The sequence below is a fragment of the Cohnella suwonensis genome, assembly GCF_042655365.1.
Taxonomy (GTDB): Bacteria; Bacillota; Bacilli; order Paenibacillales; family Paenibacillaceae; genus Cohnella; species Cohnella suwonensis.
This window is the reverse complement of record NZ_JBHSMH010000030.1, coordinates 38,058-64,103: the sequence shown is the minus strand read 5'-3', so window position 1 is coordinate 64,103 and position 26,046 is coordinate 38,058. Positions and strand designations below refer to the sequence as shown.

At 54.8% G+C, this 26,046-nt stretch carries 17 protein-coding genes and 2 riboswitches; of the genes, 7 read left to right on the top strand and 10 right to left on the bottom strand.

Going from position 1 to position 26,046, the window contains the following annotated elements; all coding sequences use genetic code 11:
• Nucleotide 1 precedes the first annotated feature (1 nt).
• From ACFPPD_RS11230 to ACFPPD_RS11205, 6 genes are all read right to left on the bottom strand, one after another.
• Nucleotides 2–2,353, bottom strand: coding sequence for a histidine kinase (locus ACFPPD_RS11230; RefSeq protein WP_209749340.1), 2,352 nt, complete (start codon nucleotides 2,351–2,353; stop codon nucleotides 2–4).
• 64 nt (nucleotides 2,354–2,417) lie between these two features.
• Nucleotides 2,418–3,026, bottom strand: a complete 609-nt coding sequence (gene kdpC, locus ACFPPD_RS11225; protein ID WP_209749339.1) for a potassium-transporting ATPase subunit KdpC — start codon at nucleotides 3,024–3,026, stop codon at nucleotides 2,418–2,420.
• 347 nt (nucleotides 3,027–3,373) lie between these two features.
• Nucleotides 3,374–5,407 (bottom strand): potassium-transporting ATPase subunit KdpB, encoded by a 2,034-nt coding sequence (kdpB, locus tag ACFPPD_RS11220; protein WP_209749338.1) that lies wholly within the window; start codon nucleotides 5,405–5,407, stop codon nucleotides 3,374–3,376.
• Nucleotides 5,408–5,424: 17 nt separating this feature from the next.
• Nucleotides 5,425–7,104, bottom strand: coding sequence for a potassium-transporting ATPase subunit KdpA (gene kdpA, locus ACFPPD_RS11215; RefSeq protein WP_209749337.1), 1,680 nt, complete (start codon nucleotides 7,102–7,104; stop codon nucleotides 5,425–5,427).
• A gap of 13 nt (nucleotides 7,105–7,117) precedes the next feature.
• On the bottom strand, nucleotides 7,118–7,195 hold the full coding sequence (locus ACFPPD_RS11210) for a potassium-transporting ATPase subunit F (RefSeq protein ID WP_378082274.1): 78 nt from the start codon (nucleotides 7,193–7,195) through the stop codon (nucleotides 7,118–7,120).
• A gap of 119 nt (nucleotides 7,196–7,314) precedes the next feature.
• Nucleotides 7,315–7,731, bottom strand: coding sequence for a hypothetical protein (locus ACFPPD_RS11205; RefSeq protein ID WP_209749335.1), 417 nt, complete (start codon nucleotides 7,729–7,731; stop codon nucleotides 7,315–7,317).
• Between the two features lie 113 nt (nucleotides 7,732–7,844).
• A riboswitch (cyclic di-AMP (ydaO/yuaA leader) is annotated at nucleotides 7,845–8,012 on the bottom strand.
• A gap of 243 nt (nucleotides 8,013–8,255) precedes the next feature.
• Nucleotides 8,256–8,452: riboswitch (cyclic di-AMP (ydaO/yuaA leader) on the bottom strand.
• Between the two features lie 403 nt (nucleotides 8,453–8,855).
• On the opposite strand from ACFPPD_RS11205, the gene ACFPPD_RS11200 reads away from it, so the two are divergent.
• From ACFPPD_RS11200 to ACFPPD_RS11180, 5 genes are all read left to right on the top strand, one after another.
• Nucleotides 8,856–9,533, top strand: coding sequence for a peptidylprolyl isomerase (locus tag ACFPPD_RS11200; protein ID WP_209749334.1), 678 nt, complete (start codon nucleotides 8,856–8,858; stop codon nucleotides 9,531–9,533).
• A 105-nt stretch (nucleotides 9,534–9,638) separates the two neighbouring features.
• On the top strand, nucleotides 9,639–10,442 hold the full coding sequence (locus ACFPPD_RS11195) for an AraC family transcriptional regulator (RefSeq protein WP_209749333.1): 804 nt from the start codon (nucleotides 9,639–9,641) through the stop codon (nucleotides 10,440–10,442).
• Between the two features lie 105 nt (nucleotides 10,443–10,547).
• Nucleotides 10,548–11,546, top strand: a complete 999-nt coding sequence (locus ACFPPD_RS11190; protein WP_209749332.1) for an ABC transporter substrate-binding protein — start codon at nucleotides 10,548–10,550, stop codon at nucleotides 11,544–11,546.
• 3 nt (nucleotides 11,547–11,549) lie between these two features.
• Nucleotides 11,550–12,590 (top strand): FecCD family ABC transporter permease, encoded by a 1,041-nt coding sequence (locus tag ACFPPD_RS11185; protein ID WP_209749331.1) that lies wholly within the window; start codon nucleotides 11,550–11,552, stop codon nucleotides 12,588–12,590.
• Nucleotides 12,587–13,567 carry a FecCD family ABC transporter permease gene (locus ACFPPD_RS11180; protein ID WP_209749330.1) on the top strand — a complete coding sequence of 327 codons (981 nt, stop codon included), beginning with the start codon at nucleotides 12,587–12,589 and terminating at the stop codon, nucleotides 13,565–13,567. Before ACFPPD_RS11185 ends, ACFPPD_RS11180 begins: the two co-directional genes overlap by 4 nt.
• Nucleotides 13,568–13,917: 350 nt before the next feature.
• On the opposite strand, the gene ACFPPD_RS11175 is transcribed toward ACFPPD_RS11180, so the two are convergent.
• Nucleotides 13,918–17,268, bottom strand: a complete 3,351-nt coding sequence (locus tag ACFPPD_RS11175) for a DEAD/DEAH box helicase family protein (protein ID WP_209749329.1) — start codon at nucleotides 17,266–17,268, stop codon at nucleotides 13,918–13,920.
• 295 nt (nucleotides 17,269–17,563) lie between these two features.
• On the opposite strand from ACFPPD_RS11175, the gene ACFPPD_RS11170 reads away from it, so the two are divergent.
• Nucleotides 17,564–18,145 carry an SLATT domain-containing protein gene (locus ACFPPD_RS11170; protein WP_209749328.1) on the top strand — a complete coding sequence of 194 codons (582 nt, stop codon included), beginning with the start codon at nucleotides 17,564–17,566 and terminating at the stop codon, nucleotides 18,143–18,145.
• Nucleotides 18,146–18,152: 7 nt separating this feature from the next.
• Entirely contained in the window at nucleotides 18,153–19,496 is a 1,344-nt protein-coding gene (locus ACFPPD_RS11165) for a reverse transcriptase domain-containing protein (RefSeq protein ID WP_209749327.1), read from the top strand.
• Nucleotides 19,497–19,632: 136 nt separating this feature from the next.
• Here the strand turns inward: ACFPPD_RS11165 and ACFPPD_RS11160 are convergent, their stop codons facing one another.
• From ACFPPD_RS11160 to ACFPPD_RS11150, 3 genes are all read right to left on the bottom strand, one after another.
• Nucleotides 19,633–20,829, bottom strand: coding sequence for a restriction endonuclease subunit S (locus ACFPPD_RS11160; RefSeq protein ID WP_209749326.1), 1,197 nt, complete (start codon nucleotides 20,827–20,829; stop codon nucleotides 19,633–19,635).
• Entirely contained in the window at nucleotides 20,822–22,288 is a 1,467-nt protein-coding gene (locus ACFPPD_RS11155; protein ID WP_209749325.1) for a type I restriction-modification system subunit M, read from the bottom strand. Before ACFPPD_RS11155 ends, ACFPPD_RS11160 begins: the two co-directional genes overlap by 8 nt.
• Nucleotides 22,289–22,396: 108 nt before the next feature.
• Nucleotides 22,397–26,008: an Npt1/Npt2 family nucleotide transporter gene (locus tag ACFPPD_RS11150; RefSeq protein WP_209749324.1), complete on the bottom strand. Its 3,612-nt coding sequence runs from the start codon at nucleotides 26,006–26,008 to the stop codon at nucleotides 22,397–22,399.
• Nucleotides 26,009–26,046: the final 38 nt, after the last annotated feature.

Here is a 26,046-nt window from a genome sequence, read left to right as displayed (position 1 = left end):
GTCAGTCGCCGTCCATCCGGATCCGCGGATCGTAATCGGCCACGACAAGGACGTCCATGCGGCGTCCGCGTCGAAGAATCGCGCCCACGACGGACGCGCGGAACAACGACGCCCAGAAGCCTCGGGCCGATTGTCCGACGATCATCTGAGTACTGCGGCATTGCCCGGCCTTCTCCAATATCGCTTCCGCCAGCTTACTTCGCGAAGGAGCATGCCCGACCTCGAATTTACCGCCGAGCCGTTCCGTCAGGTCGCGCATCGCTTCGATTCGTTTCCGTTCCTCTTCGCTCAGCTTGCCGCCGCAGTGAACGTACATCGCATGCCATTCCGCCTTCAACCGATGCGCGATCCGGAAGCCTCTGCGAATGAGCCGGTCCGCGTTGCGGCTCGTCGTCACGCAGACGAAGATGCTTTCCCGCCTTCGCCATGGCCCGCGCAGCGAACCGGTCCGATCCCATGCCTCGAGCCGTTCGTCGACATCGTCCGCGATCTCCCTGAGCGCCAGCTCCCGAAGCGCGATCAGATTGCCCATGGAGAAAAAGTTGCCCAGCGCCTGCGCGACCTTCTCCATCGCGTACACTTTGCCTTCGCGCATTCTTTGCTGCAGCGCCTTGGGGGCGACGTCGATCAGCTCGACCTCGTCCGCCAGCCGCAGAATGCTATCCGGTACCGTCTCCCTGACGCGCACGCCCGTGATCTGCTCCACGGCGTCGTTCAGGCTCTCCAGATGTTGGACGTTCATCGTCGAGATGACGGAGATGCCGGCTTCGAGCACTTCGAGCACGTCCTCGTACCTTTTCTTGTTCTTGCTGCCCGGGACGTTCGTATGGGCCAACTCGTCGATCAGAACGACTTCGGGATTTCTCGCGATAATCGCCGGCACGTCCATCTCTTCTAGTGCAGCTCCTTTATAGACATGCTTCGCGCGAGGGAGCGTCTCCAGTTCTTCTACCTGCGCAAGCGTCTCCGCGCGCCCGTGCGTCTCTAGCAGTCCAATGGAAACGTCGATGTTCTTGCGCCGTATATCGTTGCCTTCCCGCAGCATCATATACGTCTTCCCGACGCCCGGAGCGGCGCCGATATACACCTTGAACTTGCCCCGGCGGATCCGTTCGATCTTCTTCTCGATTTCTTCCTCGCTCAGCCGTCGATAGTCTTCATTCGCCGCGCGCGTTCGGGCGGAAGCGGATTTCGTCGGCAGCACGCGCTCTCCGTCGTAATCCGCGCGGTCCGCCATGAAGAACACGTCGACGTTCTTCGCCTTCTTCAGGATGCCGCCTGCGATCGAGCCCTTCCAGAAATCTTGCCAGAAGCTCATCTTGGAATGTCCAAGCACGATGCGAGTCACGTTATGCCGCACGGCGTAGCGCACGAGTTCTCCAGGCAGCCGGCGGCGGCGCAGCGGCAGCTCTTCGAATTCGGCGCCGATCTTCTCGGCCAGCTTCTCGATGGATCTCTTAAAGGCGGCCGTTTCCTTGGACGGCAGCTTGCCCGGATTCGGCTTCGCGAACGTGACGATCCGAAGATCTCCCCCTAGACGCTTGGCGATCTGCTGGCCGCGGCGAATGTGGATCGAGCCGTTCCAATGGTATTGCGCGGAGACGAGAATCCGTTCCGCGGCCCCCGACGGCCCGATGAGACCCATCATCTCCCGGTAACGCTCCAGCGAATCGTTCACGTCCTCGGCCATGAGCCGCAAGGCGAGCTCCCGTAGCTTGCCGATGTTACCCCGCTTGAGCAGCGTCGGATCTTTCAAATTCAAATTCGGCAAGTGGCCTTCGTTCAGCCGCTTCAGAATCGTCTCCGGGCTGACGTCGATCAGGCGAACTTCGTCCGCCAGCTCCAGCGTATGGGCCGGGATCGTGGCCTCCGCCTCGATGCCGGTCAGCCTGAGGGCAAGCTCCTTCACGCCTTCAAGCTCGTAGACGTTTACCGTCGCGATGACGCTGATTCCCCGGCCGAGCAGGTATTGAATGTCCTCTAGCCGGGTAGGGAACCTCGCGCCCGGACGATTGCGGTGCGCGAGCCCGTCGACCAGCACGACCTCGGGATTGCGCTCCAGCAGCGCCTCGAGGTTCAGATCCTTCTTCTCCGCCTCCCCGTTCGTCCAATGAAGGCTCGGGATACGCTCCAGCCCTTCCAGTTGCTCTACCGTCTCCGGCCTGCGCATCGTCGATACCGCGCACGCCACGACGTCGATGCCTTGCCGCTTCAAAGCCTGGCCTTCCCGCAGCATGTGATACGTTTTCCCCGAGCCCGTGACCGCCCCGATGTACACCTTCAGCCGGCCGTTCCGAATTTTGACGATCGAATATAAAAGCTCTTCGGGCGTCTTTCGACGAAAACCGTCCATTCCCGGCCTCCCTCCCACTTACGCGAGATATCCAGCCTACCGGGAAGGCAGGCGGGACGCGCTCTCATTTCAACAAAGTTTGCAAATCGAGGTTCAGCTGCAGCACGTTCACGCGCGGTTCCCCGAATAAGCCAAGATCCCGGCCTTCGGTATGCTTATCGACGAGTTCCCGAAGCCTCTCTTCGGACACGCCGGTCAGCTTGCCGATTCTCGGAATTTGCACTTCGGCCGATTCCGGCGAAATATGCGGATCGAGACCCGAGCCCGAGTTCGTCACGAGGTCGATCGGAAGTTGCGAGATCGGCACGTCCGGATTGTCCTTCTTCCAAGCTTCGATCGAATCGTTCGTGCGCTTCAGCATGTCGGGATTCGACGGCGCGTAGTTGTTGGAGCCGGATCCCGCCGCGTTGTAATCGATGCTCGACACCCGGCCTTGGAAAAACTTCGGATCGTCGAACTTCTGGCCGATCAGCTCGGAGCCGACCGCTTGACCGGATGCGTCCTTGATGATGCTGCCGTTCGCGTTGCGCGGCATGAGCATTTGGGCCAAGCCCGTGCAGACGAGCGGATAGATGATTCCGCATAATAAAATGAATACAATGCTGGCGCGCACCGCAATCGCCGCATAGGAGGTGCCCGTAGCGCCGCGAGCCGTCGTAACCGTTCTGTCCATGGAAAATTCCCCTTTCTTCAATATAAGTTGAACTTAAGAACCGACATATCGTGCATGAAGTCCATCTTGGAACTGGAGCAAAATAAGGCTACGGCATAACGCTATTCACGCTGATTTCGGTTATTGACGGAAAATAAGATGATGCAGTAACGTTAAATCCCGATTATGGAGCTAATTCAGGCCATAGAGGAGAAATTAGCGTTATAGCAAAGCTCTATTTTCTTGAAAGCGAAGATAACAATCACAATAGGGTGATCCCATAACGTTAAGCTGTTCCAACACCAGGTAATCTTTGGTTCAACCTATATAGTAAAAGCCGACTGCGTTTTTGCATCCCGCGTGCGCTCTTACACCCACAAATGCACGATCAGATCGATCAGCTTGATCCCGATGAACGGCACGATAACGCCGCCGAGGCCGTAAATGACGATATTGCGGCCGAGCAGCTTCGACGCGCTCATCGCCTTGTAGGCCACGCCTTTCATCGCGAGCGGGATCAGGAGCGGAATAATAACGGCGTTAAAGATTAAAGCCGATAAGATCGCCGACCTCGGGGAGCCCAGTCCCATGACGTTAAGGACGCTCATCTCCGGAATCGCCAGAATGAACATGGCGGGGATAATCGCGAAATATTTGGCGATGTCGTTCGCGATGCTGAACGTCGTCAAGGCGCCGCGGGTCATCAGCAATTGCTTGCCGATGGATACGACTTCGATGATCTTCGACGGGTCTGAATCGAGATCCACCATGTTCGCCGCTTCCTTGGCGGCGACCGTGCCGCTGTTCATCGCGAGGCCCACATCCGCTTGGGCGAGCGCCGGCGCATCGTTCGTGCCGTCGCCGGTCATGGCGACGAGCTTTCCTTCCGCCTGCTCGCGCCGAATGAGCGCGATCTTGTCTTCCGGCTTGCTCTCCGCGACGAAGTCGTCGACGCCCGCTTCCCGGGCGATCGTGGCCGCGGTCAACGGGTTGTCGCCGGTACACATGATCGTCTTAATGCCCATCTTGCGCAATTGATCGAATCTTTCCCGCATTCCGGGCTTTACCGTATCCTTCAAATAAATCAGCCCGTAAATCCGGTTATCGACGGCGACCGCCAGCGGCGTGCCGCCTTCCCGGGCGATGGAGTCGCTGCCGGCGTCCAAGTCGGCCGGAATCGTCCCGCCTTGCGCCGCCACCCACTTCTTCACGGCGTCCACGGCGCCTTTGCGCACTTGGCGCCCGTCTGTCAGATCGACGCCGCTCATGCGGGTTTCCGCTTTGAATTCGATGAATTCGCCGCCCGCGGCGATCGCTTCGTCATAAGCGAGCCCCAGCTTCTTCGCCAACTCCACTACCGAGCGCCCTTCCGGCGTCTCGTCCCTCACGGAGCCGATCGCCGCCAAAGCGGCCAGCTCCCCGACGCTCTCCCGGCCAACCGGAACGAACTCGCTCGCCATCCGGTTTCCGTACGTGATCGTGCCGGTCTTATCCAAGATCATCGTATTGATGTCTCCCGCCGCTTCGACCGCTTTGCCGGACATCGCCAGCACGTTGAATTGGGTAACCCGGTCCATCCCGGCGATGCCGATCGCGGACAACAGCCCGCCGATCGTCGTCGGGATCAAGCAGACCAATAAGGCGATCAGCACGGGCACTTGCAATTCGATATCCAAGTAACCCGCGATCGGTCCCAGCGTGACGACGACGATAAGGAATATGAGCGTCAAGCTCGTGAGAAGCGTATTGAGCGCGAGCTCGTTCGGCGTTTTCTGACGTTTGGCGCCTTCGACGAGCGAGATCATCCGGTCGATGAACGACTCCCCCGGATCGCTCGCGATGCGAACGACGATCCGATCGCTAACGACGCGGGTACCGCCGGTAACGGAGCTGAAGTCTCCGCCCGCTTCCTTGATGACCGGCGCGGATTCGCCCGTAATGGCCGATTCGTCGACGGAAGCCAAGCCTTCGATGACTTCTCCGTCTCCCGGAATCATCTCGCCTTGCTCCACGACGACGATGTCGCCCTTGCGCAATTCGGTCGAAGCCACGATAACGACGCTCTGGGCGCCGACGCGTTTTCTCGCCTGAATCTCCTTCTTGGCGTTCTTGAGCGAATCGGCTTGCGCTTTGCCCCGCCCTTCGGCCAGCGCCTCCGCGAAGTTCGCGAACAAGATCGTGACTAGGAGAATGAAAAAGACAGTCAGGTTAAATCCGATATCGTCTTTCGCCGCGAAATACCCGGGGAGCAACGTCATCAGCAGCACGACGACCGTCCCGACTTCGACGACGAACATGACCGGATTTCTCATCATGCTCTTCGGGTTTAATTTAATGAAGCTATCCCTGACCGCGCGATTCACGATCGCGGCCGTCAGCATCGATTTGCGATTGGCGTTCATGCACGTTCACCTCATCATTAGCCTAGTTTCAAATGTTCCGCGATCGGTCCGAGCACGATGGCCGGCAGGAAGGTCAACGCCCCGATGATCAATACCGTCCCGATCAGAATGCCGTAAAAGAGCTTGTTATCCGTCCGGAACGTGCCGACCGTCTCCGGTACCCATTGCTTGCGGACGAGCGATCCGGCGACCGCCAGCATGGCGATCATCGAGACGTATCGGCCGAGCAGCATAACGAGTCCCGTCGTAATGTTCCAGAACGGCGTGTTGTCGGCCAAGCCTTCGAAGCCGGAGCCGTTATTGGCCGCGGACGACGTATATTCGTATAGCACCTGCGTAATGCCGTGGGCGCCCGGGTTCGTAATGGAGCCTTGCCCCAGATCGGTCAGGAACGCGATCGCGGTCGGCGCCAGGATGATGAACGGGTGGGCGAGAATCGCCACCGCGATCAATTTCATTTCCCTCGGTTCGATTTTGCGGCCGAGGAATTCCGGCGTGCGGCCGACCATTAGACCGCATAGGAAGACGCCCAACATCGCGTACATCAGCATATTGATCAGCCCGACGCCCTTGCCGCCGAACACGACGTTGAGCATCATCTCGCCTAGCGCGCCGAGGCCGCCGAGAGGAGTGAGCGTGTCGTGCATGTTGTTGACCGTCCCCGTCGTCGCCGCGGTCGTGACTGCGGTGAACAACGCGGACTGCGGAATGCCGAAACGAACTTCCTTCCCTTCCATGCTGCCTTGCGAGGAATCGATTCCCATCGCGTTGATCGCGGGATTGCCGCGCAGCTCAGAGAAGTAGATGAGCGCAAGGAACGCCAGGAACAACGTCATCATCGCGCCGAACACGACCCAGCCTTGCTTGCGGTTCTTCGCGAAGCGGCCGTATACGTAAGGAAGGGCGGCAGGTAACGTCCACATGGACAAAATCTCGACGACGTTCGTCAGCGGGCTCGGGTTCTCGAACGGATGCGCCGAGTTGACGCCGAAGAAACCTCCGCCGTTCGTCCCCAGATGTTTGATCGATTCAAGCGCCGCGACCGGACCGATCGCGATATTTTGCACGGCCCCGCTTAACGTCGTTACCGTCAGCGTCGGGTCTAGCGTCTGGGGCACTTGAAGCGCCACGAGCAGCAGCGTCACCAAGACGGCCGACGGCAAGAAAATCCGGGTGTGCGATTTCACGAAATCCTCGAAGAAGTTCCCGATCGTCTCGCCCTTGCTCGTGATGCCCCGCACGAACGCGATCGCCACCGAGAAACCCGTGGCCGCCGACGTGAACATCATCATGATAATGACGGCCATCTGGGTGAAGTAGGACAGGCCCGACTCCCCGCTGTAATGCTGCAAGTTCGTATTCGTGATGAAGCTAATGATCGTATTAAAAGAAAGCGTCTGCTCCATGTTGTCGATGCCGCTCGGGTTGAACGGCAAGTATTTTTGCAATCGCAGGACCAGGTAACCGACCGCCACGAGCACGATATTCGTCAGCAGGAAGCTCAGCGCGTATTTTTTCCACGTCATCCCGCTTCTGTTCTTCAGTCCGATCAGCCAATAGATGAGTCTTTCGAACGGTCCGAAAATACGGTCCAGCCGGTTAGGTTCGTTGGAGAATACGTGATAGACGTAACTCCCGACCGGTTTCACCAGCAGCGCGAGCACCGCCAGAACGATGACGATTTGCAACAGGCCCATAGCCCTTCCTCCTCTAGAACTTCTCCGGATTTACCAAAGCGTATATTAAATAGATAAAGACGACTGCCGTGAAAATCGATACGACGATCATTGGCGATCCCCCCCCGATCCGTCGGCGATCCGGCTGCACCAAGCCAAAAATCCGTAGAACAACGCAAAGGTTCCCGCCAATAGCAACACCATATACAGATCAAGCATGGAATAGCCTCCTTACGATTTGACGATCAGGTCATCGGTAATGAGAAATGCGTAGTCCCGAGCGTTACTATGAATGACGTAGTTGACGCCCAGTCCTTTGTAGACGTGCCTCGGATTGTGGCTCCCCGTAACGACGTAGATCGGCTTGGACGTCCAGCTGCGGCAGATCTGCGCGTACCTGCAACAGAGGGTCAGGCTTTTCTCGAACAAATACACTTTGCCGACCGGCACCTCCGGAATCATCCAGGAGTCTTCCTTCGTCGTATTGACGACGATAACGCGCTCCGCGCCGAGCGCCATGATTCTCTCGTATTCGGACGCGTTGTTGACGATGGCCGCGAAAGGGATCCGTTTATGCTTCAGCATTTTCATGAATCGCTCGCCGGCTACGTTCGGGGCAGATACCAAGACGATATCCCGGTCACCCATCTTTCTACTCCTCCTGTCTTCGTACCCGGAGGAAGCAACGAAAAAAGCCGCGGGAAGAGGGACTCTTCTCGCGGCTTCGGGCATGGCGAAATATAACCGTGCCGTCACGATAAGTTGCCTCTCTCGGAACGCTTGCGAGGTTAGCTGCCGGATTCGGGCGTGAGAGTCGCCCTACCCGAAGCCGCGAACGGCTCCGGGATTCACCCCATGGACGCGCGGTCGGCGCAATCCGTTGGTTCCCCCGCTTCCCGGTTATTCCGGGAATTCAGCGAATCGTATGCATACGAGCAAACACGCCTTCAGCGTCCCATGACGCCGAAGTAGCTTTGCGTAGGTTATTCGGAAATGGATAAGCGTGAAACGAATCCATACTGAATAACAGAAAAACCGCAGAGGACGATTCGATAGAAGCTAAGCGCATCTGGGCGCTTGCCCGCTTGAATCGCGATTCCCCTGCGGCCGTTACGGTCACAAGTTCATCATCCTCTCTCCATGGCGGCATGCCGATCCCGAAAAGAAAGACCGGTTGCACGCTCTACGCTTACGAGGTTAGCTGTCGGATTCGGGCGGTGAGAGTCGCCCTACCCGGCGGGCCGCATCCTTGGTGCGGCGGCGCCGGGATTCACCCCGGACGGCGGATTCCCGGCTCTCACACCGGTCGTCCGCCATCGATGGTTCCCCCGTTTTCCGTATATTCACGGAAACTCAGCGATTACGAATGGAACAATATCCAATTGGCCAAGCAAACACGCCTCCGACGTCCTCTGACGATAGAGAAGCTTTGCGAAGGTTATTCGGAATGGAATAAGGAGAATCTTATTCACTCACGAATAACTGAATCGAATATTACGCCTGCCGCCATCCGTTGTAAAGGAATACCAGCATGTGCTATTTCGCCGCTTTTCGCCTCGCGACGCAATTGTACCGCTTACAAGATCGACGATCTTTACAATGCTCCTTCCAGCTCTCTATCTCTTCCGTTTTCGAAAATATCGCAATAGCCCAAATGCGCACATCCCATAGTCGCAAGCGATTACCCCGCTAGCCCCTTCCCATTTCTGGATTCCGCCTTCTCCGCTATGATATGATACGAAGGGACATAGAGAGGACAAGGGGGACTTGTAATGAGCACTTCGCGTTATCGCTTGACCCTTACGCTTCTCGCGCTCGTCGCGCTTTTGCTCGTCGCGACCGGTTGCGGAGGCAACAACAAATCCAACGAAGGCGGCAATGCCGCCGCCACACAGGAGGCTTCCCCGATGAACGGAGTAGACACTAGCGGCGATAACCCGATCGTAACGATCGAGATGGACAGCGGCAAGACGATCAAAGTCGAGCTGTATCCGAAAGTCGCGCCGAACACCGTCAACAACTTTATCTCGCTCGTCAAAAAAGGCTTCTACGACGGCACCATTTTCCACCGCGTCATTCCGAACTTCATGATCCAAGGCGGCGACCCCGAAGGCACGGGCATGGGTGGACCGGGCTACTCGATCGCCGGCGAATTCACGCAGAATCGCTTCGAGAACAACCTGAAGCACACGGAGGGCGTCATTTCCATGGCGCGCGCTCAGAACCCGAACAGCGCGGGCTCCCAATTTTTCATCATGGTCGCTCCCGCTCCTACCCTCGACGGCGCGTACGCCGCGTTCGGCAAAGTAACCGAAGGCATGGACGTCGTAAACGAGATCGTGAACGTGCCTACGGGCGCGAACGACCGTCCGAAAACGCCGCCGGTCATGAAGAAAGTGACCGTGGACACTCGCGGCGCGGAAGCGCCGGAACCGGAGATCATCAAGTAACGACCGCAAAATATACGCTCAGGGGCGATATCGCCGAAGAATCGGAGCTTCCTCCATTCCTCGTCGGCATCGCCCTCTTTTCCAAAGAAGGGACTTTCAGCGAATATGAACTTCCAGCAGCTGCTTGCCATCATTCCGCTCGTCGAGCGCGTGGCATCGTTCCAAGAATCCCATACGGTCGATTGCCCGGACAACGGCCATGCCCTTCTCGTCGTTCGGCAGGGGCACGTGACCGTTGCCTACCCCGATCAAGAGCCGATCGTCTGCTCGCAAGGCTTCGCCTGCCACCCCCTCTACGCCCCCTACCGCATCGAAGTGCCGAAAACGAAAGAAGCCGAGTACGTCATCATCCGCTATCGCGTATTGCCCGACCACAGCCTATGGATGCTGCATGGTCCGTTAAGTACGGTCAGCGAAGCGAAAATCCGCTACATGCTGGACGAGCTGCTGCGCACGATTCCGCTTTTAGACGGCCTATCCGAGGATGCGGCGGCTCTCCAACGGTTCAAAATGCGCGCCATGCTCGAGAGAGTGCTCTTCATTTTCCTGTACGAATCCCGTTTCCGGAACAAGCGGACGTCCGCGGCGGATGCGATCGACGAGACGCTTTCTTACATCAACGAGCACTACATGAACAAGCTCACGCTTCCCCTGCTGGCCGAACGGGCCGGCATGAGCGAAGGACACTATACCGTCCTCTTCAAGAAGCATACCGGGATGACGATGACCGCTTACTTGCGCAAGCTGCGGATCGAGAAGGCCTCGATCATGCTCCGGCAAACCCGGCTAAGCGCCAAGGAGGTCGCCCAGCGGACCGGATTCTCCGATTATTTTCATTTCAGCAGAGTATTCAAGCAGGAAGAAGGACTCTCCCCTACGGCATATCAACAAAGCCGATCTCAAATCTAATAATACGACATGCATAATCTTAAGATTGGATATGGTCTTGGGCGGCTTTCGCGTCTACTATTGTAAATGAGAATAATAATCATTCGCATAGTGGGGGAAAGAGAAATGCATTCATCGCTCAAACGTACGCTCTTCATTACGATTATAGGTTTGCTGGCTTTCGGGCTCGCCGCTTGCGGCAAGTCCAACGACGAAACGAAACCTTCGGCGTCCGCGTCGGCAACGAATTCGGCGCAGCCGACGACGGCATCGGAATCGCCATCCGCGTCGCCTAGCGGCGGCGAGATCACGGTGGAAGACGCGCTAGGCACGGTTACGCTTCCGAAGGCGCCGGAAAGAATCGTCACGATGGAATTCGGCTTCGCGGACGCGCTCGTCACGCTCGGCCTTCAGCCTGTCGGCGTCGCGGACGACGACAATCCGGACCTGTTCATGGACGCTGTCAAAAGCAAGCTTACGAGCTATAAATCCGTCGGATCCCGTTACGAGCCGAACATCGAATTAATCAGCTCGCTGCAGCCGGATCTGATTATCGTAGACTTGAACAAGCACAAAGAAGCGATCGAACAATTGAAGGGCATCGCTCCCCTTCTCGTACTCGACGACTTCCAAGCCGATTACGACCAAATGCTCCAGAACTATATGATCATCGCCAAAGCGGTCGGCAAGGAAGCCGAAGGCGAGAAGCGGCTGGCCGAGCATCGGACGATCATCGACGAAGCGAAGAAAAAGATCAGCGCTACCGGTCTGAACGTTCTGCCGGCGGTCGTCAGCCCGAAAGGCTTCTTCGCCCACTCGGACCACGCTTACACCGGCTCCTTCCTGGAGATGCTCGGCTTCAACGACCCGGTCAAAGATGAAGCTTCCTATCCTCAGCTGACGCTCGAGCAATTGGCGGAGACGAATCCCGGCGCCTTGTTCCTTATGCCAACGGAGGAATTGACGGTTGCGGACGAATGGAAGAAAAACGCGCTATGGGGTAAAATCGACGCCGTGGCGAACGACAAAGTGTTCATGGTGGAGAGACGCGATTGGTCGCTTGCCCGCGGATTGATCGGCTCCGAGAAGATGGTCGAGGATATCGTGAAGTCGTTGGGCCAATAATCGATGGCTTCAACGTTTACGGTTAGCGCGGGTTACAAGGAGAAGCAGAGCCGGTTTCGGTATCTGCTCTTCCTTTTTTCCGTTACGGTCGCTTTGCTGTTGATCGGCTTCATATGCAACTTGAAGTGGGGGGCCGCCCGGATTTCCTGGACCGAACTGTTCCACGCGCTCGCCTACCGGGGACACGAGAAGCAGCACTTGTACGTGCAGACGCTGAGGCTGCCGCGCGCCTTGACGGCTTGCATGGTCGGCATGCAGCTGGCGCTGGCCGGATTGCTCGCCCAATTGGCGACCAAGAACCCGCTTGCCTCCCCGCACGTATTCGGCATCAACGCCGGAGCGGCTTTGGCCGTCGTGTTCGGACTCGTGACCGTCGCCCGTTTCTCGCCGCTGGACTCCGTTTTATTCGCTTTCGCCGGAGCCGCGGGAGGCGCCCTGCTCGTCTGGTCGCTCGCCGGTACCGGCGCGAACGCTTACGTTCGGCTGGCGCTGGCCGGCATCACGATTCATTTCCTGCTCTCGTCGCTGACGGAAGGACTTATCATCCTGAATCAGGAATCCACGGACAGCATGATGTTCTGGCTCGTCGGCTCGCTCAGCCACGCCGCATGGCCGGACGTCCGCACGCTGCTGCCCTTCTTCGCGGCCGGCATGGTCCTGTTCGCCTTCATGCACCCGTCCTTCCGGCTTCTGCTCGTCGACGACGAAATGGCCGCCGGGCTCGGCGGGAAAATCGCGGCAATCCGCTCCGTCGCCTTACTGCTCGTCATCGTGCTGGCGGGATCGGCCGTCGCGCTGTGCGGACCGATCGGCTTCGTCTGCTTGATCGTCCCTCATATCGCGCGCGCGCTGGCCGGACATCATAACCTCGCCGTCCTCGCACCGCTAACGGCGCTGCTCGGAGGGACGCTGCTCCTGTTCGCCGACTTCGCCGGCCGGTTCGTCGCGTTCCCGTACGAATCTCCCGTCGGCATCGTGACGGCCGCCATCGGGGCGCCATTCTTCATCTACCTGGCCCGCAAGCAAGGAGGGGGTTCCCGATGAAAAAAGGCATATCGATCGCCGTCGCGTCGCTGCTGATGGTCGCGCTCGCCGTCGCCTCCGTGCGGGTGGGCGCCGTCCACGTCTCATTCGGCGATATTTGGTCCACGCTGATGCGGGAGCCGAACCGATCGTTCTACATCGTATACGAGGTGCGAATGCCCCGGGCGCTCGTCGGCATACTGGCCGGCTTCGGCTTGGCCGTCGCCGGCGTCATTCTTCAAGGCTTGCTACGGAATCCGCTTGCAAGTCCCGACGTTATCGGCATCACGAAGGGAGCGGGCTTCACGGCCGCGACCGTCCTCTTCCTGTTCCCGAAGTCGCCGAGCTTCGCGCTTCCCGTCGCCGCCTTCGCGGGTGCGTTCGTCGCCTTCGGCCTGCTTCTCTTGCTGAGCCGGAAGCTCACGCTGACCCCCGCCTCGCTCGCGCTCGTCGGCGTCGCCATCGGCGCGATTTTCCAGGCGGGCACGCAATATTTGATCGTGAAGCATCCAAGCGATATCAGTATGGCGCTGCTGTGGATGGCGGGCAGCATGTGGAGCCGGAATTGGAGCGATTTCTTCTCCCTCCTGCCGTGGATCGCCGCGTTGCTTCCCGTCGCTTGGATCAGCTACTCCAAGCTGAACGTCATGCAGCTCGGAGACGACGCGAGCGCCTCGCTCGGCCTGAACGTCGTCCGGCAGCGCTTCTGGCTGCTATTGCTCGCCGTCGGACTCGCCGGCATATCCGTATCCGCCGTCGGCGCGATCGGCTTCGTCGGCCTGATCGCCCCGCACATCGCCCGCAGCATCGTGGGCAACCGATACCAATGGCTCATTCCGCTCGCCGCGCTGATCGGTGCCGATCTGATGCTGCTCGGCGATTGCCTCGGCCGCGTCCTCATCGTGCCGCGGGAAATTCCCGTCGGCATCATGACCGCCGTCCTCGGCGCTCCGTATTTTATTTATTTGCTGAGAAAAGAACGATTGCGCCGGTCTTAGACAGGCGAGCTCGACCGGTGAGCCGGGCGAACGCTCACCTTCGCACTGAAATCTAAGTGGATAAAATACATCTAATATGCCGAGATTCGGTGAATCAAGCTTTTTAGTGGGAAATAGTACCTTTAATTGGCACTCCGTAAGCGAGTTATGGCCATTCTGGCCGAAATAAGCGTATGTTTTCCCCTTAGATTTCAGCAATGGCATGTTCTTTGAATTTAGCGGGATTTTTTCCATTTAGTTGTCGGTGGCATGCATAAGTTACTCTCCAATGAAACCCAAAGAAGCCGTCCCATCCGGGAACGGCTTCTTCATGCGGCGTCGGAGACACGCTGCCTGTCGCAATACATCTTTTACAACACCTTGACCGCATTCTCCTTGATCTGGTTCACGACGCCGACCAACTGCTTCTGCTTCGCCCCGTCGAACAGCTTGATGAAGCTCAGCGGCTTGTCGAACGGCGGCCTCATCAGCTCGGACACGTTGTCGATATACCCGTTCTGCGCGACGTAGTCGATCACCTTCTTCACGAACACGATCTGCGCTTGCGAAAGCGACTGATCATTGATGAAAGCCGAGAACGCCGCGTTCGCCGCCTCGATGTCCAGCTTGGCGATCTTGCGCACGAGCAAGCCGAACGGCGTATCTTTGTACTCCCTGCGGTAGTCCTCGGCCGTGCCGAGCTCCCCCGTGAAAATACGTTCCAAGCTGTCGTAATCTCCAGCCGCGAGCGGAATGTTATTGCGCAGTTTATAAATCGCCAGGTGGTCGCGGTTGCGCTCGATATACCGGTTGACCTTCAGCTTGTAATCCTCGAAGTCGTACGCCTGAGGCATCTCTTTGCCTTCCTGTACGAGCAGCACTTCATCGATCAGATTCGTATAGATCGGATTATTTCGGCTGCTATCATCGACGATAAACTTCATCAACCCGCGCAACTCTACCCTAACTCGCTCGAAGCTGAGCACATCGGGTTGCTCCCAGAACTCCTCCGTCGGGATCGCGTGAATGAGCGGCAGCTTCTCTTTGATCTGCGGAATCGTCGCGCGCTTCATCAGCTCGATGGCAAGCTCGGACAATAGCTTCTTGCTCTTCTTGAATTGCGGCGTCTGCTCGATGTGGGCGATCATCAGCCCATACATCAGGTTGTCGAACCGCTTAGCCGATTCATCCTGATCGTCCATGTAGACGATCGGCGCCAAGTGCTCGACCAGATTACGCTTGTCCGTATCCGAGAGGCACACGAACGCGTTCGCGCCCTTGTACTTCTCGACGTGCTGAAGCTTCAGCTTCACCGAGACGAGCTCCGTATTCAGCCCGTTAATCTGCTGCCTAACCGTATCGACCACGCCGCTTCGAACGGCTTGGTAAGGCTCGTCGACGTAGGCGGACTGCTGCATCGCGTGAATCAGCTTGACCCGCTTCGCGAATATCGCCTCGGACAAGCTGACCGCGTCGCTGCTGCCCGGCAACCCTTCCTGATGCTGACGGAAAAACTCGAAATTGCCCAGATAATCGAAAATCACGAACCGCGTCTTATGCTGCCCGTGTCCGAACAGATGCTTGCACAACCGCGTTCCCCGCCCGATCATCTGCCAGAACTTCGTTTTCGACCGGACGCGCTTGAAGAAGACGAGATTGACGATCTGCGGCACGTCGATGCCCGTATCCAGCATGTCGACGGATACCGCGACGTGCGGCTCTTTGTCCGCTATCTTGAACTCGTCGATCGCCGATTGCGCATAGCTGTCCTCCGAAATAATCTTCTTGGCGAAGCTGCCGTTATACATCGGATACAGCTTGTTGAACCGGTCTACGATGAATTGGGCGTGCTTCTTGTTCTGCGCGAAAATAATCGTCTTGCCCAGCCGATCGCCGCCCGCGACCTTGATCCCCTTCGTCATAAGATCTTCCAGTACATGGTCGACGGTCCCTTGGTTGAAAATATGCTCGTTCACCGCGGGGGAAGGAATGTAATCCGGCATCTCGCCGTCCTCGTCCGTAAAATCCTCCTCGTATCGCGCCCGATCCTCCGCCGAAAGCTCATCATACGAGATGCCCTCATCGAGAAACTTCATCGTAATCTCGATGTTATTGTAAGGCACCAGCACGTGATCCTTCTGCACCGCGGTTTCGTAATCGTACGCATACGTCGGCACGCCGCTCTCCATCTCGAAGAAATCGTACGTGTTACGGTCGACCTCCGTCTTCGGCGTCGCCGTCAGCCCGACGATCATGCCGTCGAAGTATTCGAAGATCGCGCGGTATTTTTTGAAAATACTGCGGTGCGCCTCGTCCACGATAATCAGATCGAAATGGGCAGGCGTGAACAGCTTCTTCCCGTCGTCGCTCTTCGCGGAGTCGATCGCGTTCAGCATCGTCGGATACGTCGAGAAGACGATGCGGGCGGTCTTGTCCTCCTTGTTGGAGAGCAAATTGCACAGCGACATGTCCGGCAAATAGTTCTTGAAGTCATCCTTCGCCTGCTTCACGAGCGCCGTCCGGTCCGCCAGGAACAAGACATTCGTCACATAGCCGCCGCGAGACAGCACATCCGTCAAGCTGGATGCCGTTCTCGTCTTGCCGGTCCCGGTCGCCATAACGAGAAGCGCCCGCCGATGCCCCTCCGCCAAGTGCTCGCATACCGCGCGAATCGCTGCCTTCTGATAGTAACGGTCCGTAATCTTGTCGTCGATCGCGATGTCCGCCAGCGGCTTGCGCTCGCTTCGGCGGTTCATCAGCTTCTCCAAGTCCGCCTTGGAGAATACGCTGCTCACCTTACGCTGCGGAGAGGATTCCGACTCCCACACATAAGTCTCGAAGCCGTTCGTGTTGAAAATGATCGGCCTTCTGCCGGTCATCCGCTTCAGACAATCCGCGTACAGCTTTGCCTGCTGCATACCGCTCAGAGGATCCTTCGACGTCCGCTTCGCCTCGATGACGGCCAGCGGCAAGCCGTCTTTGCCGTACAGGACGTAGTCGGCAGAGCCGACGCCCTCCCGATTCGGCATGCCCGTCAGCGGCACTTCCTCAATCGCGTCGTCGCCAAGCGTCCAGCCGAGCAGCTTCAAGTCGACGTCGATATATTTTTTCCGGGTCAAGAATTCGGAAATATCCTCGGGCGTAAACTTGCGCTCTTCCTTGTGCTGCGCTTTGTCCGCCGTCAGACGGTCGCTCATCGCCTCGATCTTGGCGCGTAAAGCCTCGATCTCGGAATCCTTCTGCTCGATCAAGCTATCTTTCTCCTTGATCTTCGCTTCGTCAAGAACGACCTTCTCGGCGGGAATGCTAGATTCGTCGAAATAACGCTCCTCGTAGGAAGCTCCATAACAATAGTCGATCCACTGCACGAACTCGAACAGCGACGCCAAGGAGAGGATGGCGTCGCTTCGTTGGATCGTTTTATCGGTATGCACCGCAAGATTGCCGAGCTTCACGATGTAGGGAAGCTTGCCCCACGTCTGGTTCTCCATCGCGAATCGGAAGGTCGGCTCGTGAATCATCGACTGCAGATTGTCCTTGTAGGGCATCTTAATCGAATTGTCCGCAGCATATACCCACTTTACCGCGAGTTCGAAAGCCTTCCGGCTCCCCACCGCCGCCATCGCCGGAGAAGTCGCCAGCACCCGCTCCGCCTCGACGCACGCGGTCGCGAACAACGCGTATTCCGATTGTCCTTGCAAGAACTCGAAGTTTGCAGACATTGGGTCACCTCGGAGGGATCATCGCATTCAACCGCCAGTTGCAAGGCCTTTTTGACTTAGAAATTATTGTTCATTTTATCACTCGATAAATGCAACAAAAGTTATTTACTGGAAGGACAATTTGTGACACAATTATACATGAAAGCCCCTATCTTGTCATACAAGAGATTCCTTATTGGGAATATAACTAATCAACAGGGATTAGATTCCCTACTCCTGACCTAGGAAGTAGCTAGGTAAAAATCGGAACAAAACTTAGGGGCTTTCAATCAATAATATCAGGATGTGTTTCTAAATGAACGATTCTAATAATATAGAGAGATTAGAAAGTCTTCTAAATAAAGTTTGGCTTACACGTAAGGCTCGAATAAAAGCAGAAGAGCGACTTGAACAATATGACTTCCTAGCACAAATACTTCTAAATTATTATACCTTGGTTATTACAGGATTAAGTATTTGGTGCTTGTATGATAGCAGTAACGCACAACTTATTTCTGTATTATCAATTATTGCATCTGTGTTGCTTTTTGGCTTATCCATTTTTGTAACATCGAGAAATTTTAAAGGTCGTGCCCTTGCATTCAAAAGTTGCTACATAAAACTTGACGAGATTTACAACGAGGGAGAATTATTTAAGAGTAATATAAGCGCTCTAACGACTGAAGATCTTACTAAATTGCAAAAAAAATATAACGAAGTTATATACAGTGTCGAAAATCATACTCCAATCGATTACCTTAATGTTCTTCAAAACGCAAATAAGATCGGAAATAAGCAATACGTTTATTTACTTTGGAGAAAAGTATCATTTGTATTCTTTATATCAGCTGTCATATTAGTTCCTTTAATCTTAGTTTATTTTGTGGTAAAGGCGTGAATTTGCTATGTCGGCGTCAGCTATATTTAATCGAAAGTTTACAGAGAAGTCAGTACGCAAATGCTACTTCAACAAAATCAAACACAAATGTTCACCAGGTATTGATAGAATCAATAGACTTTCTTTTGAAAATAGAATTGATGAATACATTAAGGTAATTTCAAACAAAGCCCTTAATGGAACATATAAATATATACCCTATAAAGAAAAACTGATCTCTAAAGGAGCAAGTCGACCACCACGACAGATCTCCGTCCCTGCGATAAGGGATAAAATAACATTGAGCTTATTAAATGACTTCCTATCAAAAGTATTCGAAAATGAAGTTAATCATAAAATCATTCAAACGACCGTCGATGAACTCAAGTCATCAATCGATTCTGGGATTTATGACCATTTCATTAAAGTTGACATCACGGAATTTTTTCCATCTATCCGTCACGACGTTTTATTAAAAAAGATAAAAGGGAAAATAAGAAAAAAATCAATAATCAATCTGGTTGAAGAGGCTTTGATTACACCTACCATCCCTTTTCCATCAAAGAATACTCACCAAAATATCAAAGGAATTCCTCAGGGTATTGCAATAGCAAGCATTTTAGCAAACATTTATTTGTCAAATCTTGATAACTACTTTTCTCATAAGGCTAATGAATATAAATATTTTCGATATGTCGACGATATTCTAATATTATGTAAAAAAAGTAATATTACAGTCGTCAAGGATGATTTAATAAAATCTCTGAAAGAACTACACTTAGAAATCAGTCCTACAAAATACAAAGAAGGAAAATTAACTGAAGGTTTCACATATCTGGGCTATTCATACAAGAATATTCAAAACAGATACGGTTTTTCAGTTCGTGATGAATCAATCAAAAAATTTGAAGAGTCATTAATAAAGGTATTTTCTGAATATAAATTCCTAAACAAGACAAAAACTGATAAATTTATTTGGAAGCTAAACAAGAAAATCACGGGCTGCATTTTTGAAAAGAAAAAGTACGGGTGGTTATTTTTTTACTCACAAATTGACGACAAAAAAATACTTTACCATTTTGATTGGTTTGTGCGGAAGTTATGCAAACAAGTTAAAGTTGATCCAAATGTAAGAAAAAGAATTAAACGGTTCGTAAGAACATTTCATGAGATTATTTATAACCTAAAAAATACCAAGTATATTCCAAATTTCGATGAAATGGATATCAAAGAACAGAGAGCCATTTTACGCAATGTTTTTGATATTCGTGATGTTAAAAATCTAAAAAAAGAAGAGGTAGAGATTCAGTTCAAGAAAAGTGTATTCAAATTCATTAAAGAACTAGAAAAAGATGTACAAGATATTTCGTAGCGGTATAACCACCTTTCCGGCGATTCAATAACTCGCCGGTTTTTCTTATACCGCTTGCTTCTACAACAAATTAAGTGTTGCTATTCTATTTTAGCTTTTTAAACATCCCCGAAACCTTGTAACCTCTTATATTACGTTACTCATCAAAATACTCGCTCATCAAGCTATCGAACAATTGCTGCGTCTCGTCGATCGCCTTTTTCACGAAAACCTTCTGCTCCTCGATCTTGGCGACGATCTCGGCGAATTGGTTTTGGAGGGGGAGGGGGGGGAGGGGAATATCTAATTCTTGAAGCTGATGTTTAGTAATAGCTTCTCGTGTTGCTCCACCTGCACCACCAATTGCTAATAAGAAATTCTGAAAACTATCAGTCGTGAACAGTTTGTTTATATATTCTGATGTGCCCTTTTCTTCTTTTACCCTTACAATTGAAACGTGTTGATTAACTCTAGCTGGAAGGACATCAGTTGGAACAATACACGAGCGAGCAACTGATGCACCTGTTATGTTTATCAATATATCGTTAGCTTTTACAATTACATTATCTAACTGTGTTGCTTGTTCATCATCTAAATGTGCCAGTTGATCATATTTAAACACACCATTATGGACATTCATGCTTCTAATTAAACAGATACCTTCATTGTGATAGCTTTCTTTTCCTCCTTTAGGTGTTGCACCAGAGCCAATTTTTGTTGTGATGCCTTTCAATTTTTCAACTAGCCATTCTTTTTCATTCCTTACTGGGTCACCAAACATTTCGTGAAAAGTTGATTTAATCAGATTGTCTAGCTCTGCAAGCTGCTCTTTGCGAAGAGAAAGCAATTTGGCAGCAATGTCCAACGCGTCGGTAATATGATTTTGTTCATCAAGTAATGGGAGTGGGACTTCAAAAAGCTTCACACTCTTAGCCGAAAGATTTGGCTGAGAACTTCCATTATTCGCTTTCTTTTGTTGCTCGATAAATTGTATTGAATCCATGCAATAAGTTAAATATTTACTAGAAATAATTGCGGTATTGGGTCTTATAATGACTAGCGAAGATGCAATCGCTCCAGAATTGATTGAAACTATTGCATGTTTACCCAACGAACCCCTTAAACAATAGACGATATCATTATTTATTAGTTTTCCGGAACCTAACTTGTTGTACTTTTCCTCACTAATATAGTTCATATCAGAGAAATCTATTGCATTGTTGGAAATATGTCCCGCATTAATAAAAGGAATCCCTTCAACTATAAATTCATCAGCGGTGGGGTAATTCTTACCACGGTCCCCATTAATAAAGTCACATACATCCCCCAGCCGTACCCTCTCCCACCTACTCACCCATAAGCCCCCTCAACTCCGCCATCTTGGAGGCAATGTTATCGCTCAACACATCTAACCGGGCCATGATCACCGCGGGAGCGTCGTACTCGACTTTCTCGTATACGATTTCCTTGTACCGGTTGATCGACAGATCGTAGTCGTTCGCTTCGATGGCGGACTTGTCCACGAGGAAGCTCTGTTCTGTCGCTTTCCGACCCGCTTCGGCATCTAAATCATGGAATCGCGCGACGATGTCCGGAATATCGTTCGCCTCGATCGCGTTCCTCTTATCATCAAGCGAGAAGCCGTCGGCCTTCATGTCGTAAAACCATACTTTGTCCGTGCCGCCGGCTCCCGTCTTCGTGAAGATGAGAATGGCCGTACTGACGCCGGCATAAGGCTTGAACACGCCGCTCGGCATGGAGATGACCGCTTGCAGTTGATGCCCTTCGACCAACTCCTTACGCAACGTCTTGTGCGCTTTGGTCGAACCGAACAGGACGCCGTCCGGCACGATACAAGCGCAGCGACCGCCTTTGCGAAGCATACGCAAGAAGAGCGCCACGAACAAGAGCTCCGTCTTCTTCGTATCGCACACGACCTTCAAGTTATCGTGAATGCTCTCGGTGTCCACTGTACCCGTAAACGGCGGATTGGCTAGAATCACTTCATATTCGGACGTGATCTCATTCTGCTTCGAGACGCTGTCCACGTAATCGATGTGAGGCGTCGTGATCGAGTGCAACATCAGGTTCATCGCCGACAGCCGCAGCATCGTCCGGTCCGTATCGAACCCCGAGAACATTTTTCCGGCAAAATGCTCCCACTGCCCGCTCGTCATCTCCGCTTCGTAACGCCCGCGAACGTATTCGGCCGCCGACACGAGGAATCCCGCCGTTCCGCATGCCGGATCGCAGATCGTATCCTCCGGCGTCGGAGCCACGAGCTGCACCATCATGTCGCGAATGTGCTTCGGCGTCCGGAACTGTCCGTTCTGCCCCGCCGTCGCAAGCTTCCCGAGCATATACTCGTACAGATCGCCCTGCATATCGAGGTCCTTGATGTCGTGCTCGTACAACTCGTCGAGGCCCGTGATGATCTTCTGCAGCACCTGCGGCGTAGGGATAAGGAAGATCGCATCCTGCATATAGCGGGAGAACGCGGTCGTATTGTCGCCATTCATCGCTTTGATAAAAGGAAATACTTTCGTACCGACGATGTCGAAAATAATCCGAGAATCCTTGTTCTTGAACTTGCTCCAGCGCATCGATTGGCCTTCTTCATCCTGCGGGAAGATTTTCGCGGCTTCGCCGCCTAGAGCTTCGATGCTTTCGGCTTCGAGCTCTTTCTCATCCAGCGATCGAATGAACATCAAATACGTCAGTTGCTCGATGACCGTTAGCGGATTGCTGATACCGCCCGCCCATATATCCGTCCATATTTTATCGACTTTATTGCGAATTTCTCCTGTTAGCATCTCGGTTGCTCCCGTCTATTCCTGCTTTGTTCGACTATCCATTATTCCACAATTCCACCGGATTGTCCTTCGTTCGACGCCAATATCCCCGAGGAAAAGATATCCGGCTCAAGACGCCTCCCGCAACCGATCCGCGAGCACCTTGACCATGCCCTTCAGCACGTCGATCTGCTGGAAGCAGAAGGAGAACACTTGGTGGCGCTCAATCCGCAGCAGCAACGTGCGCTCCGTCGCCGTGCAATCCGCCGAACGGGGACCGCTGTCGATGATGGCCATCTCGCCGAAGCATTCGCCGACGCCGAGATGGGCGAGCGTCTCCGCGCCCCGATGCACGCGGACGCCTCCTTCGATAATGCCGAACATCGTATCGCCGTACTCGTCCATCCGGCAGATCGTCTCTCCCGGCTCATAGGAGACCTCCTCCACCCGATGCGCGAGCCGAATGAAGTCGTCCTGCGATAGGTGCGCGAACAATTCGATCTTCTGTAAGACGAGCACGCGGCGCAAAATCGTCCGGTTATGCGGCTCGTTCGAGATGATCGTCGTTTCCATTGAAGCGGCTGCCTCCGCGACGTTATCTCCGATAACATCCGCCGCCCCCTCCGGAAGCGGCCGGGTCTGGTTCGCGGCCATCGCCGAACGAAGCTTGCGCGATAGCCGCTTCATCATCTCAAGCGCCAGCTCCGTCCGGTCAAACAACGCCTCGTAGAAATCGGACGAATCCAAGCGCAGCAGGCGCAAATCCGTCTCTGCCCGAATCGTGGCCGTGCGCAGTCTCCTCGTCAGCACCGCGGTCTGGCCGAAGCTGTCGCCCGCCTCCCTCTCGTCCACTTTGGCGCCGTTCCGATATACGCCCGCTTTCCCTTCTTTCACGAGGTAAAGCGAATCTCCTGGATCTTTGGCCAGGAACACGTATTCTCCCTCCGGCACGTCGACAATCTTCAAATAACGGACGATCGGCAGCAAATCCTTGCTCGTAAACCCTTCGAACAACGAAGCGTTCTTGAGCGCGCGCATGGCCCACATCCGGTCGCGCAGTGCGTCCCCCGACGCGCCTTCGTCAGCCTCGTTCCAGCCCTCGGCGGCGCCCGATTCGATCATTGCATACCGAACGAGCTCCCGCAGTCCTTCGTCGCCGTTCTCGCTAAGCCAGCTTAACTGGTCCTCTTTCGCCATACCGCCCTTGCCCGCCGCCGATTCCTTGTTCGCGAGCATCCACCGAGTCAGCTCCAAGCGCAAGTCTCCATGCAGCAACTGGTCGATCACTTCCGCGGCGTTCGCCTGCCGTCTCGCGTCCCCTTCCGACCAACCGGAAAACACCGCGTCGATCGTCTTCGGGTCGTAGACGAGCCCGAGCAATTGGAATACGCGGCGAATCATCATGAACCGCAGGCGTTCGACCGCGTTCAGCACCTCCGCGTCCGCCGAGTCCTCTGGCGTCCAACCGGCCCGCTCCGCGAATTGACCGTAATCTCCCAGCTCCATGAACGCCAGCCGTTCTATGTCCTTGTAATCGACGACGGTGTCCTTCGTCCTCATGCCGACCATCGCTTCGAGCAGCTTGTCCCTCATTTCGTGGCCGACGGTCTCGTAATTGCGCAGCAGCACGGCGAACGCCGACTGCGTCCCGATGCGCTCGAGCACCTTGGGCACGTGCAGCGAAGGCGAGTCCCCGCTTAAATAAAACTCCAGCATCGGCAAGACGACTTTCCCTTCGAACGCCGCCAACGCGTCGATCGCCTCCCGCCGGGTCCGGCTATCCCGAAGAAGCGGAACGATGTGCGTCACGAGCTCCGCCACGGCCAGCTTCGCCGCCGAGCGCAGAGCGTTGCGCCGGACGTCCGCAGATTCGTCCCGAAGCAGCGGGATGAGCGGCTTGTAAAATTCGCGAACCCCGATCGTGCCGAACAGAGCCGCCATTGCCTTTCTGTCGGCGTCGCTTGCGCTCTCGATCAGCGCCTTCAGCGTGCCGACGGCCCGGAACATTCCCTCGATGCCGTAATATTTAATCAGGCCCGCGATCGCGCCCGCCCGAACGTCCACGTCCCTCGCTTCCAGCTTGGCGGAGATCGTCTCCAAGTTATGCTCCTCGCCGTATGCCGCCAGCGCGATTAACGCTTGCGAACGCACCGCCGGATCTACGACCGGCGTGTCGATCAGCCATATCAGCTCGCCTTCCAATCCCGCCGGCTTGACCCGTTCCGCATAGAGCAGCGCTTCCACTCCGACTTCGGGGGACGGGTACCGCATCAAGTCCGGAAGATGCGGCGTCAGATCGACGTCGCCCAGCTTACCCAGAATGCGCAGCGCGTACAACGCCTGTTGGCGGTCGCGGCTCCGGAGCGCTCCGATCAGCAGCTCCCGGCTGGCTGGATCCATCAGGTCGAGTTCGTCTTCGTGCAGCTCGCCACCTTGATCCTTGAGCGTGGACAACAGCATGCTCAAGTAGGCCCCCTTGACCCGGATCGCCGCGTAGATGCCGACGCCGATGAGGCCCGCGACGATGAAGCTGAACTCTCGCGCGCTCAATATCGGCGACAACGCGATCAGGCTCACCGCGGCGACTCCCTTCGCCCCGTTGCGAACGACGCCGTCCAGGAAGCTTTTGGCGCGATTGCGCCACTTCGGGGAGATCGGGAACATGATCAGTTGATTGACGGACGAATTGATCGTGTCCCCGAGCACCTTATCGCTTCCCTTCACGACGACCGCCATCGCCAATACGGGCGCGAACAGGATGCCGAGGCTACCGGCGAACAACGCGATCGGGAAGACGAGAATCGACGTCATGACCCCGAACCTGTTGACGAGCTTGCCCGCCAAGAATAATTGAACGAGCAGCGCGCACAGCCCCGAGAAGCCATAGAAGCTTCCCATGAAACCCGCCAACGCGTCCTTCGACATCGTTTCTCTCAGAATGACCTTGAACTGGTAGTCGATGAAAGTGAGCGACAGGACGAGCGACGCCGACAGAATCGCCACGTACTTGAGATGGGGAACGTTCTTGAACATGCCCGCTTTCGACTCTTTCCTCCGTTTGCTTTCGCCTGGAGAACCGTTCGGCTTGGCACCCGTCCCTTGCTGCTTGTCCGCGACTTCTTCCCCGTTCGGGCCGAGACGCCCGACCGCAACGACAGCCGCCAACGCCAACAGCTGAAGTCCCGCGTAGAAAAAAAGCAGATTAGGCGTGCCCGTCAGCGGCGCGATCAGCTTCAAGCCGAAGCCGCTGACAATGCCTCCCACGATGCCGCCGCTCCCGACGAGCGGAATCGTCCGCTTCGCTTTGCGCTGGTCGAGCACGGATGAAGCGAATTGCCAGAAGCAGACGATCATGAGGAAGTTCATGACGTCGTATCCGACGTAGATGACCGGATACACCCACGTCAGATCGAGTCCGACGCCCATGCGGGACAGCAGCACGAGCAACGAAGACGCCGGAACGAGGAACAGGATGAACCGGCTCAGGCGGACCCGGCTTCCGTACCGTTGGAACAGGAACCCCGCGAGAATGAGCGAGACCGCCTGCGGCAAATACATGAACGAGAGCTGCGAGGCGTCAAACCTGGAAAGGAACAACGCGTCCGCCGCCGTCCTGCCGATCGTCGATGCCGATACAACGCAGAACAAATAAAAGAACAACCCGACGACGCGGGCGTTCTCCTTCCTTTCTTCCGGGGTGCCCCCGAATACGTTCCATCCGCCTAGCTTCATGATCGACATCGTTCTTCAACACGACTCCCTATCGCTATATTAGGAAA

Excerpts from the sequence above, each read along its gene's own strand:
- ACFPPD_RS11230 (WP_209749340.1), bottom strand. The coding sequence starts at position 2,353 with ATGGACGGTTTTCGTCGAAAGACGCCCGAAGAGCTTTTATATTCGATC.
- kdpC (WP_209749339.1), bottom strand. The coding sequence starts at position 3,026 with ATGGACAGAACGGTTACGACGGCTCGCGGCGCTACGGGCACCTCCTAT.
- kdpB (WP_209749338.1), bottom strand. The coding sequence starts at position 5,407 with ATGAACGCCAATCGCAAATCGATGCTGACGGCCGCGATCGTGAATCGC.
- kdpA (WP_209749337.1), bottom strand. The coding sequence starts at position 7,104 with ATGGGCCTGTTGCAAATCGTCATCGTTCTGGCGGTGCTCGCGCTGCTG.
- ACFPPD_RS11210 (WP_378082274.1), bottom strand. The coding sequence starts at position 7,195 with ATGATCGTCGTATCGATTTTCACGGCAGTCGTCTTTATCTATTTAATA.
- ACFPPD_RS11205 (WP_209749335.1), bottom strand. The coding sequence starts at position 7,731 with ATGGGTGACCGGGATATCGTCTTGGTATCTGCCCCGAACGTAGCCGGC.
- ACFPPD_RS11200 (WP_209749334.1), top strand. The coding sequence starts at position 8,856 with ATGAGCACTTCGCGTTATCGCTTGACCCTTACGCTTCTCGCGCTCGTC.
- ACFPPD_RS11195 (WP_209749333.1), top strand. The coding sequence starts at position 9,639 with ATGAACTTCCAGCAGCTGCTTGCCATCATTCCGCTCGTCGAGCGCGTG.
- ACFPPD_RS11190 (WP_209749332.1), top strand. The coding sequence starts at position 10,548 with ATGCATTCATCGCTCAAACGTACGCTCTTCATTACGATTATAGGTTTG.
- ACFPPD_RS11185 (WP_209749331.1), top strand. The coding sequence starts at position 11,550 with ATGGCTTCAACGTTTACGGTTAGCGCGGGTTACAAGGAGAAGCAGAGC.
- ACFPPD_RS11180 (WP_209749330.1), top strand. The coding sequence starts at position 12,587 with ATGAAAAAAGGCATATCGATCGCCGTCGCGTCGCTGCTGATGGTCGCG.
- ACFPPD_RS11175 (WP_209749329.1), bottom strand. The coding sequence starts at position 17,268 with ATGTCTGCAAACTTCGAGTTCTTGCAAGGACAATCGGAATACGCGTTG.
- ACFPPD_RS11170 (WP_209749328.1), top strand. The coding sequence starts at position 17,564 with ATGAACGATTCTAATAATATAGAGAGATTAGAAAGTCTTCTAAATAAA.
- ACFPPD_RS11165 (WP_209749327.1), top strand. The coding sequence starts at position 18,153 with ATGTCGGCGTCAGCTATATTTAATCGAAAGTTTACAGAGAAGTCAGTA.
- ACFPPD_RS11155 (WP_209749325.1), bottom strand. The coding sequence starts at position 22,288 with ATGCTAACAGGAGAAATTCGCAATAAAGTCGATAAAATATGGACGGAT.
- ACFPPD_RS11150 (WP_209749324.1), bottom strand. The coding sequence starts at position 26,008 with ATGTCGATCATGAAGCTAGGCGGATGGAACGTATTCGGGGGCACCCCG.